Here is a 14,339-nt window from a genome sequence, read left to right as displayed (position 1 = left end):
GCTACTCGACGCGGCGGAAGCGCGGGCCCGAGTAGCCGTCGCGCTCGACGTGGTCGGTGAACATCGCGATCGGGCGCACCCAGAACGAGTGGTCGCCGTAGAGGGTGCGGTACGAGACGAAGACCTCTTCGGTCTCGGAATGACGAGCGATTCCGAAGACCTCGTAGCGCTGGCCCTTGAAGTGCTCGTAGATGCCGGGTTCGACGTGCGGCAGCCCGGCGTGCGTCACGAAACCGCGGCGACGTCGTCGGTACGCGCTTGCAGGTACTCGCAGAGCTTGCCCGTCGTGTACAGCTCCTCGCCGAGAGCGACGAGGTTGCCGCCCGACAGGGGGAACTCGCCGGAGCGCTCCGAGAGAGCTGCCGTCCACGTGCGCTCGCAGTCGACGTTCAACGAGATCGACGCGGGACCGTGGTTGAGGTGGATCGCCACCATGCCCGAGTTGAGGTGCTCGGGGTCGTCCTGGCGGAGCACGTGCACGGTCGCGTGGGCGACGCTGTCGTGCTTCTCGTAGTCGGTGACCCACTGGTAGATCTCGTCGTAGGTGGGGCGAGCGGTGCAGGTCATGGGTCGAGCCTAGACGCCGGGGCTGAACGGGAACGGCCCGCCCCGCGTCGGATGACGCGAGGCGGGCCCGGGGTGTCGATCGTCAGCGCAGCTGGAACGTGAGCGTCGTCGTGTTGCCCGCGGCATCCTGAACGATCATCGTGTTCTCGCCCGACACCGCACCGAAGATGCCCGGTGCGACGAAGTTGACGTCGGACCACTCGTTGTCGGCCAGATCCTTGACCACGCCGTTGATGGTGGCGCGGTCGATCTTGCCGGCGTCATGGAGCTTGAAGCTCACCTTGTCGTAGGCCTCTGCAGTGCCCTGGGTGAACTCCGCGCCCTGCTTGACCGTCACGGTCGGCGCCGTCGTGTCGGTCGGCGTGGTGTCGGCGAGGACGACCCGGACGTCATCGACGAAGCCCGTGTTGTCGCCGTCGGTCGTCGTCGCGACGAACGAGATCGTGTGCTCGCCCGCCGAGACCGTGAACGGCTCGGTCTCGTAGTACTCGTAGTCGCCGCCGACGGGCACGTAGTGACCGAGGGTCTCGCCATCGACCTGCACGTCGAACTCCTGTTGACCCCCGAAGCCGACGCGGTTGGCGGCGGCGAAGGTGATCGCGAAGGTGCCCTCGGGGAACACGACCGTCTGGTCGATGCGGCTCGCCAGACCCGAATCGCTCTTCAAGTAGGCGGTGCGCTCACCCTGCGGAGCAGGTGATGCGGGCACGAACACGCTGTTGTTGTGCTGGATGCCGGCGCGGGCGCTGAAGGTCCAGCCGTTCACCATCGGACCGTTCGCGGTGCCGCCGGTGGCGGGCCGCTCGAAACCGGCGTTGAGGATGCTCACCAGCGGCGGCTCCTGCGAGACGTCGGGGTTTACGAAGCACCGGTTGTCGCCGCCGGGGTTGGGGTTCGACCCGAACGAGGCGACCGCGCAGTCGACGCCGTCGGTGAAGGTGCCGAACACGAACTGCCCGTCGGAGCCGAACGCGACGTTCGCCTCACCGTCGAAGGCGCACTCGCCGCCGTCGGCGTACTGGCAGAACGTGTACCCGTCGGGCGCGTTCTGCACGTCGCTCACCTTGTACAACCGCGAGGTGACGCCCGAGGCGGTGGCGCCGGGCGCGACGGCGATCGCGCGCAGGTACGTCGTCTTCAGCGGCTCGAGGAAGATCTGCCCCGTGTACGGGGTGGATGCCGTCGTGGGTTCGCTGGTGTCGGTCGTGTAGTAGATCTGCGCGTCGGGGGTGCCGCTCGTGATGGTCACGGCTTCGATCGAGGGGTAGACCCCCGTGCCGAGGCTGAAGACCGGGGCATCGGTCACGCCCGCGGTGCTCGCGGGGGTGACCTCGACGATCGCGACGCCGTAGTCGCCGTTCGGCAGGGTGGCGCGCACGGCGACACTGCGCTCGGTGGTGACGGCGGGCGCGGTATAGAGCCCGTTCGCGTCGACCGTGCCGTTGCCGTCTCCGACGACGGTCCAGGCCGGGGTGCCGGTGCCGTCGACGACGCTCGCCCCCAGCTGCACCTGGCCGCCACCGGCGACCTCGTTGCGCACCGACGCCATCTTCACCTGCGTGGCCGCGGGGGCCGTGGTGTAGATCGCGTAGCTGTGCTCGGCGCCGACGGTGTCGTCGGTGAAGGCGTTGCCCTGCGGGGTCAGCGTGCCGCTCGACGCGGGGAGCAGAGCGTTGTCTTCGGGCTGTGCGATGGCATCGGTGTACGAGATCCGGGTGAAGTCGTCGGCGGCTTCACCGCCCTCGAACTGCACGCGGACGTCTTTCGACGAGCCCTCCTGCGTCTCGACGAGCACGGTCAATTCGCCGTCGGGCGCGCGGAACGCGGTGGCGCGCACGTCATCGTCGGAGACCTCGGTGCCCAGCACGGTGCTGTGCGTGGGGACGTACCGCATGAGCGGTCCGGCCTCGTAGAACGCGGCCGTCGGTGCGAGGCCGAGGATCACGGAATCCCACAGGTTGTACGAGCCGTTGGTGTCGCCCGCCGGGTCGCCGGTCATGACGCCGTTGAGCTGCCAGATGAGGTTGGAGTGCACACCGTCGTTGGCGCTGCGCACGATGTAGTTGGCGTACCCGGTCTCCCAGACGCTCGTGCCGGGGTTGGTCCAGCCCATCTCGGACAGGTTCAACGGCGCATCGCCGATGGCCGCTCGACGCTCGGCGATCGCATCGCCCATCGCGTCGTACGACTCCCCGTAGAGGTGGAAGGAGTACTGGTCGAAGACGTCGCTCGCGTTGTCGGCCATGTACTGCGTCCACGCCACGGCGTTGACCTCTTCGGGGCCCCAGATCTGCACGTCGTCGCGCAGACCGTCGGCGGTGAGACGGTCGCTCACGGCGCGCGCCATGTCGGCGTAGTACGCCTTCTCGTCGCCCGGCGCCCAGAAGTCCCAGCTGCCGTTCGGCTCGTTGTAGAAGGTGAGGTGGTCGACGTTGTCATATCCGCGGTCGAAGAGGTTCTGCAGGAGCGCGGATGCCGAGGCGCCGTACGCGGGCAGATCGGCCGGGGCCGAGATGTAGGGGTCGGGCGCACCCGGAATGGTGAACCAGTCGTGGACGCGCTCGCCGACCTTCCATCCGAAGTTCAGCTCGATCTCGGTGCCGGCGGCCTTGAAGGCGTCGAGGTAGCGATAGAACGCCATCATCTCGGGGCTTTCGAAGTCGTACTGGCCCTTCTCGAGTTCCATCCAGTCGATCTGGAACCATACGCGGGCGACCTTCGGCTGCAGCGTCTGGATGCGCTCGACGTCGACCTCCCAATCGGCGTCGTCGTAGCCGTACTTCGTCGTGCCCTCCAGCAGGCTCCACGGAATGACGTTCACGCCGACACCGAGGTAGTCCTCCTGCACGGTCCGATCGAGGTGGACCGTGACCGTGCGCTGCTCGTCGGCCGCCGAAGCGGCCGTCGCGGGCGCGATCAGGGCGGCGGCGACCACTCCGGTCGCCGCTGTGAACGCGAGGGCTGCGCGCCGTCGTCTCATGAGATCTCCTATCGCCATTGATGCGGGGATGGCGTGAGGGAGAGTCGTGAATGTAGTCCCACTACGCCGGGGGGATGAAATCGACCCTACGTGGGCGCGTCAGGGGGCTGCAAGCGCCGGTTTAAATATCTTTTCGAGGTAGTGAAGGTAGTGCTGCTACTGCCTGCTGGACCTGCAAGCCCGACACCGTCGCTCGGAACCGTCTCTCGAGCTCCTCGGAACGGCGGCGTTCGTCAGCGCGTGGGCGCGCTCGCGGCGACCGCCGCCGTCGCCGCAGCCGACAACGCGCGCACGGTGTCGGCATCGCGCGCCGCGAGGGCGGTGGACGGCACCATCCACGACCCGCTGACGGCGAAGACCGAGGGCAGCGCGAGGTAGTCCGCGGCGTTGGCGGCGGACACCCCGCCCGACGGGAGGAACCGCACGTCGGGGAACGGCCCGGCGAAGGCCTTCAGAGCCGGGACCCCGCCGACGGCCGCGGCGGGGAAGACCTTGAGGTGATCGAGGCCCGCCGCGATCGCACGCTGGATCTCGGTGGCCGTGGCGACCCCGGGGATGAACGGCACGCCGTGGTGCGCCGCCCGCTCGGCGACGGCCTCATCGAAACCGGGCGAGACGAGATAGGTCGCCCCGGCGTCGACGGACGCGTCGACCTGGGCGGCGGTGGTCACGGTGCCCGCTCCCACGGCGAAGCGCGGGCGACCGGCGACGGCGCGGATCGCGTCGAGAGCGGCCGGGGTGCGCAAGGTGATCTCGGCGCACGGGATGCCACCGGCGGCGAGGGCGTCGGCGAGGTCGGGGGCGAAGGCGGCGTCGTCGATCACGACGACGGGAACGATGCGGCTGCCGTGGAGCATGGCGGTGCTCACGCGTCTTGCGAGGTCGGGGCCACCACGATCTCGCGGAAGCTCACGTGCTGCGGCAGCTGGTAGGCGCTGAGGATGGCCGAGGCGATGTCGTCGGGAACGAGGCCGCCGCCGATGCTCTTCTTGTAGTCGTTGTAGCCGTCGAGGACGGCGCCTTCGCCGGTGTTGCCGAGCAACCCCGTGTCGACCATGCCGGGCGCGACGAGCAGCACGCGCACTCCGTGGGCGGCGTTCTCGCGGCGCAGACCCTCGGTCATCGCGTGCACGGCGTACTTCGTGCCGTTGTAGACGACGTGGTTGTCGTAGAGCTGCTTGCCGGCGATCGAGCCGATGTTGACGATCGTGCCGCGGCGGCGCTGCTGCATGCCCGGCAGCACCAGCTGACTGTTCTTCACCAGGGCGACGCAGTTGACGTCGAACTGCTCCTGCACGAGCGCGGGATCCTGCTCGGCGACGGGGGAGAGCGCCATGAGACCGGCATTGTTGACCAGCAGATCGACGGGGCCGAAGCGCTCTTCGGCGCGCGCGATCGCTGCGGCGACCGCGGCGGTGTCGGTGACGTCGGCCTCGGCGAGTTCAGCATCGGGCAGTTCGAGGGCGGCCATGGGCGCGAGGCGGCGCGCGATGAGCAGCAGCGGGTGGCCGGCGGCCGAGAACGCCCGCGCGGTGGCGGCGCCGATGCCGGAGCTGGCACCGGTGATGACGACGAGGGGCAGGGAAATCATGGGGTCTCTTTCACGGGAGATGATCGGGCGAACAGGACGGCGGCGTCGGCGGCGGCGTCGAAATGCTCGCGTAGGGCGGCGTAGGCCGCGACGCCTTCGGGGTCGGGGGTGATGCGCTCGATCTCGACGTGCGCGTCGTCGACCGCGTCGAAGGAACTCCACGTGCCCGAGCCGACGAAGACGAGCGCCGCGGCGCCGAGGGTCGCCGCCTGCTGATCGACGGAGGTGCGCAGAAGAGGGGTGTCGAGGACGTCGGCGTAGATGCGGTTCCAGACCGCCGACCGGCTGCCCCCGCCGGAGACGAGCAGGTCGGCGTCGGCGGCGAGCCCGCTGAGGGCACGGATGTGCCGCAGGCTGCGGTCGAGGGCGAAGGAGACGCCCTCGAGGCAGGCGCGGATCAGGTCGCCGGGGCCGGTGCCCAGCTCGAGGCCCTGCAGGGCACCGCGCACGGTACTGCCGCCTTCGAGCGGAGTGCCGCCGGCGAGGGTGGGAACGAGCACGCACCCGCGCGCACCCCGGGGGCTGTCGTCGGCTCGCGCGATCAGCTCGCCGATGTCGACGCCCGGTGCCAGCACGTCGCGGAGCCACGTGAGCGTGGTGCCGCTGCTGAAGGTCGAGAGCGCGCTGACGTACAGGCCGGGCACGGCATGGCGGAAGACGTAGGGCCGGGTCGCGACGTCGACGACGGGCGCGCTGGAGGTGACGGTCATCCAGCTCGACGAGCCGAGGGCCGCGTAAATGCGACCGTCACGGGTGCCGCGCGAGCCGAGCGCCATCGCGGCGTTGTCGACCGCGCCCGCGTGCACGGGCACCCCCTCGGGCAGTCCCAGTGCCTCCGCGGCATCCAGGCGAAGAGTGCCGACGATCTCCGCGGACTCGCGCGGCCGCGCGAAGAGCGATGCGTCGAGCCCCGCGGCATCGAGCACCTCGGCGTCGTAGGCACCGGTCGCGAGGTCGTAGGCGCCGGTTCCGGATGCCATGGAATGGTCGGTGGCGATCTCGCCGGTCAGACGCAGTGTGATCCAGTCCTTCGACCCGAGCAGCACCCGCGTGTGCGCCCACCCCTCGGGGTCTTCGGCCCGGAGCGTTCGCGCCTTGAACACCGGATACAGCGCAGCACCGAAGCCGTTGCCGGTGCGCAGGTACCAGGCCTCCTCGTCGATGCGCGAGAAGACCGTGCCCGCATCTCCGCGGGTGTCGGACCAGATCGGCGTACTCGGCGCGACCAGCTCACCGCTCCCGTCGACCTGCACGACCCCGAGGCTCTGCCCCGACAGCGCGATGCCGATCACGGCCTCGCGGGCGCCGGGCACATCGGCCAGCACCGTGCGCGTGGCTGAGGCCACGGCATCCCACCACTCCTGAGGCCGCTGCTCCGACCTGCCGGGCGCCGGATGCCGCGTCGGATAGCCGACGACCGTCTCGGCGACGGATCGACCCTCGGCCGACCACAACGACGCCTTGCACCCGCCGGTGCCGAGATCGAGCGCGAGAGCGAGGGGTCCCATGGGTCAGCGGGTCGCCAGCGCGAGCTCGCTGAGCCGTTCGAACGACGAGCCCGAGGTGGGGATATCGATGTGGAACACTTCAGCGATCACCTGCGTCCATCCGTGCACGAAGTAGATCCACCCATCCTCCACCTGCAGCGCGCGCTCGTCGGCCTGGGCACGCGCCTGATCGAGGAAGACCAGGTCACCGCGGTAGTTCAGGTCCCAGGCCACGCCGTCGCGCGGGAAGACCGCGGAGTCGGGCAGGGGGGAGCCCGGGGCATCCTTGCCGAGACCGGTGGCGTTGACCACGAGCGAACGCAGCGCGAGGTCGGCCAGCACGCGGGCGTTGTCGTCGGGCGTGGGCGTCAGGTGGTACTCGAAACGCGTGTCGGTGGGGAGAGCGGCGTGGATCTCGCGGAGGTGGTCCAGACGCGCGGCGGAGCGGTTGGTTACGATGATGCGCGCCGGGCGATCGAGTCCGCGCTCGCGCTGCGACAGATACCAACTGATGGCGATGGTGGAGCCGCCCGCGCCGAGGAGCAGTGCGTCGGCAGGACCGCCCGCCCAGAACCCCTCGGGCAGGAAGGCGTCGAGGGCGAGGCCGCTCGAGATCGGATCCTTCGCGTGACAGACGAGCGCTCCGTCGCGCTTGGACAGGCAGCTGGTCTCACCCATCAGGGCGGCGAAGGGGTCGATCTCGTCGAAGAGGTCGTGGCACGCGGCGAAGAGGTCGATCTTGTGCGTGGTGACGAGCGCGCCCAGGCTGAGGGGATCGCGCGCGATGAACTGCACCACGCGGCGGTAGTCGGCGGCCGGAGCGTGCAGGGGCAGATCGATGCCCTGCAGCACGGCGTCGTCGAGGCCGAGGTGCTCCGCCCAGCGCGGGAAGACGTGCTGGATCGAGGAGCGACCGGTGGTCACGCCGATGAAGTACAACGTGGGCGCAGTGGCCGGTCGAAGGGTGTCGACGGTCAGCGTGGGAAAGGTCATGGCTTCTCCTTCGAGGCCGAGACGGCGAGCAGGGCCGCGTCGGCGTTCATGCCGAAGCGCGTGACCCCCAGCCTCGCCATCTCGCGGACGGTGTCGATGTCGCGGATTCCGCCGGCGGCCTTGAGGGCGGCGCGGCCGGCGGCGCGCTCGGCGATGAGGCGGATGTGCGCCGTGGTGGTGGCCACCCCTGACCACCCCGTGCCGGTCTTGATCCAGGGGATGCCGGCCGCGACGGCGGCGTCGACCCCTCGGCGGATGTCGTCGTCGTCGAGGCGGCCGACCTCGAGGATCGCCCGCAGCGGTACGCGCCCGTCGACGACCTGAGCCACGGCGGCGAGCTCGGCCTCGACGTACGCCCCGTCACCGGAGCGCAGGCGGCCGATCGCGACCACCACGTCGAGCTCCTGCGCGCCGAGTTCGAGCAGCCCGGTCGCCTCGGCGACCTTGGTCGCGGTCGTGGCGCCACCGCTGGGGAAGGCGACGGGCGACCCCGCCAGCACCGCACTGCCCTCGAGACGCTCGCGCAGGTACGGCAGCCAGGTGGGCAGGACGTGGGCGCTGACGAATCCGCCCGCGATGGCGCGACGGGCGAGCTCGTCGACGTCGTCACGGTCGTGCTGCGCCTGTACGCAGCTGATGTCGATGTGTCGGGCGAGATCGCTCAAGACGGTGTCGGCGTCAGTCACGGTAGCCTCCGTGGTCGGGGTTGGGGCGTACGGTCCAGCCGGATCCGTCGGCGACGACGAGCTGCTGCATGCCGCCTGCGTCGGCGATGATTCCGTAGTCCTGGCCGGCCTCGGTGGCGTAGGCGAAGAGGGTGACGAGCGTGTCATCGCCGACGTTGACGCTCCGGTGCACCCAGCCGCCCGGCACGTGCACGGCGACGCCGGGGGAGATGGGTACGGCCCGCGCCTGTCCGTCGGTGGACTCGAGGAGCATGACGCCCGAGCCGGCGAGCCCGTAGTACAGCTCGGCGAACTCGGACTGCGCGTGCAGGTGACCGCGGGTCATCGCGAACTCGTCGCCCACCCGCCCGGGCCGCAGCACGCTGAGCCCGATGGTCAGAGCGCCGCGCCCCGACTCGGGCGTGCTGCTCTCGACCCAGTAGACGGGCTCACCGCTGTCGCCGTCGAGGGCGGCCGAGAAGGCCCCCGCGTCGCGGTATACCCCGGCGAGATCGGCGAGGTGCTTCTCGTATCTCTCGGAGCGGCCGTCGAGCAGCCCGCGGGCGGCATCGACGGTGAGCCGGGCGGGTTCGGCCAGGCGTGCAGCGGCGCACATCAGTCGTTCTCCTTCGCCACGGCCGCGACGACCGTGTGAGTAGTGATACTACAAGAATGAACCGAGAGAAGACAAATGTCGGTCCTCCCGGCTCGATCTACGCCCCTCCTAGGTAGTTGTGCTACTTCTGAGTCATGGGCTTTTTCGAACTCACCAGTGAGTGGACGCTGCAGCACGACGGAGGTGAGCTTCCCCCCGAGTTCGCCGCGGTGGGGGAGCGTCGCATCCGCGCGACCGTTCCGGGCGTCGTGCACACCGACCTGCTTGCCGCCGGGCTCATTCCCGACCCCTACGTCGACGACAACGAGGCCCTCCTCGCCTGGATCGGGCACAGCGACTGGCGGTACGAGACGACGTTCGATTGGCAGCCGGACGGTGACGACGTGCACGAGCTGGTGGCCGAGGGCCTCGACACCGTCGCGTGCGTCGAACTGAACGGCGTCGAGATCGCGCGCACGGTCAACCAGCACCGCACCTCCCGGTGGCGCGTCGACCACGTGCTGCGGCCCGGCGCGAACGAGCTGCGCGTGCGGTTCGCCTCGCCGATCGCCTACGCCCGCGAACGCGAGGCCGTGCTCGGCGCGCGTCCGCACTCCTACGACCACCCCTTCAACGCCATCCGCAAATCCGCGTGCAACTTCGGATGGGACTGGGGGCCCGCGCTCGTGACCTGCGGCATCTGGCGGCGCATCGGCATCTCGTCGTGGAGCGGATGCCGACTGGCCGCCGTCCGGCCGCAGACCGGTCTCGGCGGGGACCCTCGTCACCTGCGTATCGAGGTGGAGGTGCAGCGCGACGCCGACGCCCGCGACCTCACCGTGCGCGCCGAGGTCGCGGGAACCATGCTCGAGGCGCACCTCGCCGCGGACGCGACGCGCGTCGTCCTCGAGGGGACGGTGGCGGATGCCGATCTGTGGTGGCCCCGCGGACACGGCCATCCTGCGCTGACCGACCTCGTCGTCACAGCCGGCGACGACCGCTGGGAGAAGCGGATCGGCTTCCGCGCCGTCGAGATCGACACGACCGCGGACGACGACGGCAGCCCTTTCGTCGTGCGGATCAACGGGGCGGAGGTCTACGTCCGCGGCGCCAACTGGATTCCCGACGACACCTTCTTCCCCCGCATCACCCGCGAACGCCTCGCGGAGCGCTTCGCCGATGCGACGGATGCCGGCATGAACCTCCTGCGGGTCTGGGGCGGCGGCATCTACGAGTCGGACGACTTCTACGACCTCGCCGACGAGAACGGGCTGCTCGTGTGGCAGGATTTCCTGCTCGCCTGCGCGGCCTACAGCGAGGACGCCGAGCTGTGGGACGAGTTCGCCGCCGAGGCGCGCGACAACGTCACGCGTCTCGCGAGCCACCCCAGTCTGATCGTGTGGAACGGGGGCAACGAGAACATCTGGGGATGGGTCGACTGGAAGTGGCGACCGCGCCTGAACGGCGCGACCTGGGGCGACGGCTACTACCAGGAACTGTTCCCCGCCATCGTCGCGGAGCTCGCTCCCGCCACGCCCTACTCGCCCGGCAGCCCGTACGGCTTCAGCACCTACGTGCACCCCAATGACCCGGCACACGGCACCACCCACATCTGGGACGTGTGGAACCAGGTCGACTACGACGTCTACCGCAGCTATCGACCGCGCTTCGTTTCGGAGTTCGGCTTCCAGGGGCCGCCGGCCTGGTCGACCCTGTTCTCGGTCGTGCACGACGAGCCCGCCGACCCCTACGGCCCGCTCATGCTGGTGCACCAGAAGGCGGTCGACGGCAACGGCAAGCTCGAGCGCGGGCTCGGCGCACACATCTCGGCGCCGCGCACGATCGACGACTGGCACTGGGCGACCCAGCTGAACCAGGCGCGAGCAGTGGCCTTCGGTATCGCGCACTTCCGGTCGCTGCATCCGCTGAACCAGGGCGCCATCGTGTGGCAGCTGAACGACTGCTGGCCGGTCATCTCGTGGGCGGCGGTCGACTCCCTCGGCATCCGGAAACCGCTCTGGCACGCCCTGCGTGAGGTCTACGCCGACCGGTTCGCCTCGTTCCAGCCTCGCGGCGCCGACCTCGTGCTCGCCCTGCACGACGACCACGCGGAGCCCTGGCGAGGGACCGCGGTGCTGCGACGCCTCAGTCTCGAGGGTGCGGAGCTCGCTCGTGCCGAGGTCGCCGTCGAGGTCGCCGCGCGCGCGTCGGCCTCGATCGTCGTGCCGCGCGCGCTCGCCGAGGCCCACGATCCCTCGCGCGAGGTGCTGGTGGCCGATCTGCCCGACGGCGTCCGCGCGCTGTGGTTCTTCGCGGAAGACCCCGAGCTGGCTCTCGAGGCCGACCCGGTGTCCATCTCGACCTCGGTCGTGGAAGGCGGCTACGAGGTGGAGGTCGTCGCGCGCTCGCTCGCGAAGGACCTCACGCTGCTCGTCGACCGCGCCGACGCGCACGCGCGCGTCGATCGGGCGCTGGTGACGCTGCTGCTGGGGGAGTCGACCGTATTCCGTGTCACGGCGCCCGCCGGGCTCGACCTCGACGCCTTCGGGCGGGCCCCCGTGCTGCGCAGCGCCAACGACCTCGTCCCCGCCGCCGCGCTCGTCGCGCGCTGAAACGGCGCCGGTCGCACTCGTCTGAGCGGGTGCGGCCGGCCGCGGTCGTCAGCGCCAGGTGAGCCAGGCGGCGGGATTGCGCCGCAGCACCGCGTCGGCGAGGTCGTCGCCGCCCTCGCGGCGCAGGCGCGGAACGAAGCGGTCGCCGAGGTAGCGCAGTCCCGGGATGCCGCCGTACGCGGCATAGCGCGTGCGGCGGGCGACATCGCCGCCGAGCAGGATACGATCGCCGCCCCCGGCCGCGGCGGTCGCTCGCAGACAGGCGAGCACGACGGCGTCGGGGTGCTCGCGTGCGCGCGCCGGCCCGTCGTAGCCGAGGTAGGCGCCGGCCGCGGCGAGCTCGGCGTGCAGCACCGGGTCGGGGTTGCGGTCGATGTGCGCCAGTGCCACCCGATGGGAGCGGACGCCGACCGCCGAGAGCGCCTCGAGGACCTCGAAGGCGGCGGTGCCGTGCTCGAGGTGCACCATCACGGGGGCGCCGGTGGCGTCGTGCGCGCGGCCGACCGCCTCGATCGCGCGGGCGGTGTGCCCGTCGATGCGCCAGTACCCCGCACCCGCCTTCAGCACGCCGGCGCGAACCGACGGGTCGCGCGGTGCGCCGGGCTCGGCCGCGCCCTCGGTCAGGTCGGCGACGAAGGCCGCCGCGAGATCCTCGGGGTCCAGATCGAGAAGCGGGTCGTCGGAGCGGTAGTGCTCGGACCGGTGGAGTCCCGTCGTGAGCACGACGTGCACGCCCGTCGCGTCGGAGATGCGCCTCACGGCGGCCGGACGTCGCCCGAGACCGAGAGGAGTGGCATCGACCATCGCGTCGAACCCGGATGCCGCGAACTGGCGCGTCTCTTCGCGAGCGGCGTCTTCGTCGTCGAGCTCGTCGCCCGGCAGGAGCGGTGAGACCTGGAAGAGGTGCTCGTGATAGTCGACGCGGCCGAGGTCGGAGGGCGACCTGTCTCCCGCGACGGTGCGGATCAGACCCTTCATGCCCGCACGGGATGGGCGGGCGCGGCGCCACGCAGCACGGCCACCAGATCGGCGACCGCCATGCGTCCCATGCCGTCGACGCCCTCGCGCGTCTGCGCGCCCAGGTGCGCCGTGACGATCACGCGATCCGCGAGGTCGTCGGCGAGCAGTGGAGACCCGGCGTCGTCGACGTTCTCGGCCGCGAGGGTGTCGGCCGCGTACGCGGTGACCCGTCCACGGCGCGCGGCGGTCGCGATCGCGTCTTCGTCGACGAGGTCGGCGCGCGCGGTGTTCACCAGCAGGACGGGGCGGTCGGCCGCGGCCAGCCACTGCTCGTCGATGACCGTCTGACCCCCCGGCGCATGTAGTGTCACGACATCGCAGCGGGTCGCGAGGTCGGCGACGTCGGCCCGCTCGACCTCGGCGAACAGGGGGTCGGCCGGGTCGACCCAGGGATCGGCGCCGAGCACCTTCGCGCCGAACGGGCGCAGGCGCTCGATCACGAGGCGGCCGATGCGCCCCAGCCCGACGACCCCGATCGTGAGGGCCGACAGCTCGCGCGCCGACCGACCCGACCAGTCTCCGGCGCGCACGCGGCGGTCGGCGGCGGGGATGCCGCGCAGTGCCGTCAGCAGCAGCGCGAGGGTGTGCTCGGCGACGGCCGCCGAGTTGGCCCCGGGCGTGTTGGTCACGACCACGCCGCGGGCGGCGGCCGCCGTCAGGTCGACGCTGTCGACGCCGACGCCGTAGCGGGCGATGGCGCGCAGCCGCGGGGCCAGATCGAGGTGCGCGGCGGTGATCGCACCCGTTCCGGCGATCCACCCCTCCGCCTCGGCGAGCAGGGGCGCGAGCTCGGCGAGATCGTGCGCGGCGCCGGCCCGCACGGGGCGGTACCCGGCCTCGGCCAGGGCGGAATCGGCGTCGAAGTCGCCCGAACCGAACGAGCGCGAGGTGACCAGGACGGTGCCGTTCACGCCTGTTCCGTATCGTCGTCGTCGGCGTGCCGCATCGCGGCGAGCTCGCTCTTCATGCGCCGCACGGCGGCGGTGTGCTCGGGCGATCGGCGCAGGGCCACCGCCGTGGCGAGCACGTCGATGACGACGAGACCCGCGAGGCGGCTCGTCGAAGGCGTGTAGACGTCGGTGTCTTCGAAGGTGCGCACGATCAGGGGAATGTCGGCCGCCTCGGAGAGGGGACTGGTGCGACCGGTGAGCGAGATGACCGTGCCGCCGGCCTTCTTGGTCGCGCGTGCGACGGTCAGCGTCTGCTCGGTGTGGCCGGTGTTCGAGATCGCCACCGTGACGCTTCTCGGGCCCGACATCGTGGCGGCGATGAACTGCTGGTGGAAGTCCTCGGGCGCCTGGCAGGGCACGCCGAACAGCGGGAACTTCTGCTGGGCGTCGAGGGCGATGATGCCGCTGGCGCCGAAGCCGACGAACAGGATGTCGCTGGCCTCGAGGATCGCCGCCACGGCTTTGTCGACGGCGCTGGAGTCGAGGGTGCGGCGTGCTCGGTCGAGGCTCGAGATGGTGTGGTCGAAGATCTTGTCGGCCACATCACCGGGCGAGTCGCTCTCGGTGATCGACGAGTGCGTCACCGGCAGTCCGAGGGCGAGGGTCTGGGCGAGTTGGATCTTGAAGTCCTGGAACCCCTCGCACCCGACCGAGCTGCAGAAGCGCATGACGGTGGGCTCGCTGACCTCGGCGGCCTCGGCGAGACCCGCCATGGTGAACTGCGCCGCACGGACGGGATCGCCCATGATCACCGCCGCCACGCGCTGTTCGGAACGGCGCAGATGCGGCAGTTGCCGGGTGATGCGCTCGAGGAGAGTGTCGGTGGACTCTTCGCTGGCCTGCTCGACGTCGAGGGTCATCGCGAGCTCCTTCCATGTA

The 14,339-nt window shown here is 70.7% G+C and carries 13 protein-coding genes; 1 reads left to right on the top strand and 12 read right to left on the bottom strand.

Going from position 1 to position 14,339, the window contains the following annotated elements; translation table 11 throughout:
- Window position 1 precedes the first annotated feature (1 nt).
- The 9 genes from FS769_RS03235 to FS769_RS03195 form a co-directional block, all read right to left on the bottom strand.
- Window positions 2-229, bottom strand: coding sequence for a DUF1653 domain-containing protein (locus tag FS769_RS03235; RefSeq protein WP_260979680.1), 228 nt, complete (start codon window positions 227-229; stop codon window positions 2-4).
- Window positions 226-567 carry a hypothetical protein gene (locus FS769_RS03230; RefSeq protein ID WP_144829292.1) on the bottom strand — a complete coding sequence of 114 codons (342 nt, stop codon included), beginning with the start codon at window positions 565-567 and terminating at the stop codon, window positions 226-228. The genes FS769_RS03235 and FS769_RS03230 overlap by 4 nt, the downstream gene beginning before the upstream one ends.
- Window positions 568-649: 82 nt before the next feature.
- Entirely contained in the window at window positions 650-3,547 is a 2,898-nt protein-coding gene (locus FS769_RS03225) for a chitobiase/beta-hexosaminidase C-terminal domain-containing protein (protein ID WP_144829289.1), read from the bottom strand.
- Between the two features lie 233 nt (window positions 3,548-3,780).
- On the bottom strand, window positions 3,781-4,416 hold the full coding sequence (eda, locus tag FS769_RS03220) for a bifunctional 4-hydroxy-2-oxoglutarate aldolase/2-dehydro-3-deoxy-phosphogluconate aldolase (RefSeq protein WP_313959267.1): 636 nt from the start codon (window positions 4,414-4,416) through the stop codon (window positions 3,781-3,783).
- Window positions 4,413-5,138 carry an SDR family oxidoreductase gene (locus FS769_RS03215; protein WP_144829286.1) on the bottom strand — a complete coding sequence of 242 codons (726 nt, stop codon included), beginning with the start codon at window positions 5,136-5,138 and terminating at the stop codon, window positions 4,413-4,415. Before FS769_RS03215 ends, eda begins: the two co-directional genes overlap by 4 nt.
- On the bottom strand, window positions 5,135-6,646 hold the full coding sequence (locus FS769_RS03210) for an FGGY-family carbohydrate kinase (RefSeq protein WP_144829284.1): 1,512 nt from the start codon (window positions 6,644-6,646) through the stop codon (window positions 5,135-5,137). The genes FS769_RS03215 and FS769_RS03210 overlap by 4 nt, the downstream gene beginning before the upstream one ends.
- A gap of 3 nt (window positions 6,647-6,649) precedes the next feature.
- Window positions 6,650-7,618, bottom strand: coding sequence for a shikimate dehydrogenase (locus FS769_RS03205; protein WP_144829281.1), 969 nt, complete (start codon window positions 7,616-7,618; stop codon window positions 6,650-6,652).
- Window positions 7,615-8,304: a deoxyribose-phosphate aldolase gene (deoC, locus tag FS769_RS03200; RefSeq protein ID WP_144829278.1), complete on the bottom strand. Its 690-nt coding sequence runs from the start codon at window positions 8,302-8,304 to the stop codon at window positions 7,615-7,617. The genes FS769_RS03205 and deoC overlap by 4 nt, the downstream gene beginning before the upstream one ends.
- Window positions 8,297-8,899 (bottom strand): glucose-6-phosphate isomerase family protein, encoded by a 603-nt coding sequence (locus FS769_RS03195; protein WP_144829275.1) that lies wholly within the window; start codon window positions 8,897-8,899, stop codon window positions 8,297-8,299. The genes deoC and FS769_RS03195 overlap by 8 nt, the downstream gene beginning before the upstream one ends.
- A gap of 134 nt (window positions 8,900-9,033) precedes the next feature.
- Between FS769_RS03195 and FS769_RS03190 the strand changes: the two genes are divergently transcribed.
- A complete protein-coding gene (locus FS769_RS03190; protein WP_144829272.1) occupies window positions 9,034-11,490 on the top strand; it encodes a glycoside hydrolase family 2 protein in 2,457 nt (818 codons plus the stop codon).
- 48 nt (window positions 11,491-11,538) lie between these two features.
- Here the strand turns inward: FS769_RS03190 and FS769_RS03185 are convergent, their stop codons facing one another.
- The 3 genes from FS769_RS03185 to FS769_RS03175 are packed head-to-tail and all read right to left on the bottom strand — an operon-like array spanning window position 11,539 to window position 14,320.
- A complete protein-coding gene (locus tag FS769_RS03185; protein ID WP_144829269.1) occupies window positions 11,539-12,468 on the bottom strand; it encodes a phosphotriesterase in 930 nt (309 codons plus the stop codon).
- Complete coding sequence (locus tag FS769_RS03180; RefSeq protein ID WP_144829266.1) at window positions 12,465-13,421, bottom strand: NAD(P)-dependent oxidoreductase; 957 nt, start codon at window positions 13,419-13,421, stop codon at window positions 12,465-12,467. The genes FS769_RS03185 and FS769_RS03180 overlap by 4 nt, the downstream gene beginning before the upstream one ends.
- Window positions 13,418-14,320: an SIS domain-containing protein gene (locus FS769_RS03175; RefSeq protein ID WP_144829263.1), complete on the bottom strand. Its 903-nt coding sequence runs from the start codon at window positions 14,318-14,320 to the stop codon at window positions 13,418-13,420. The genes FS769_RS03180 and FS769_RS03175 overlap by 4 nt, the downstream gene beginning before the upstream one ends.
- Window positions 14,321-14,339 lie beyond the last annotated feature (19 nt).

The sequence above is a fragment of the Microbacterium sp. BH-3-3-3 genome (assembly GCF_007679045.1).
Lineage (GTDB): Bacteria > Actinomycetota > Actinomycetes > Actinomycetales > Microbacteriaceae > Microbacterium > Microbacterium algihabitans.
Note: the sequence above shows the minus strand (reverse complement) of the source record. Positions and strands in the feature narration are given on the sequence as shown.

Coding starts and splice junctions, on each gene's coding strand:
- FS769_RS03230 (WP_144829292.1), bottom strand. CDS start 567: ATGACCTGCACCGCTCGCCCCACCTACGACGAGATCTACCAGTGGGTC.
- FS769_RS03225 (WP_144829289.1), bottom strand. CDS start 3,547: ATGAGACGACGGCGCGCAGCCCTCGCGTTCACAGCGGCGACCGGAGTG.
- FS769_RS03215 (WP_144829286.1), bottom strand. CDS start 5,138: ATGATTTCCCTGCCCCTCGTCGTCATCACCGGTGCCAGCTCCGGCATC.
- FS769_RS03210 (WP_144829284.1), bottom strand. CDS start 6,646: ATGGGACCCCTCGCTCTCGCGCTCGATCTCGGCACCGGCGGGTGCAAG.
- FS769_RS03205 (WP_144829281.1), bottom strand. CDS start 7,618: ATGACCTTTCCCACGCTGACCGTCGACACCCTTCGACCGGCCACTGCG.
- FS769_RS03195 (WP_144829275.1), bottom strand. CDS start 8,899: ATGTGCGCCGCTGCACGCCTGGCCGAACCCGCCCGGCTCACCGTCGAT.
- FS769_RS03190 (WP_144829272.1), top strand. CDS start 9,034: ATGGGCTTTTTCGAACTCACCAGTGAGTGGACGCTGCAGCACGACGGA.
- FS769_RS03185 (WP_144829269.1), bottom strand. CDS start 12,468: ATGAAGGGTCTGATCCGCACCGTCGCGGGAGACAGGTCGCCCTCCGAC.
- FS769_RS03175 (WP_144829263.1), bottom strand. CDS start 14,320: ATGACCCTCGACGTCGAGCAGGCCAGCGAAGAGTCCACCGACACTCTC.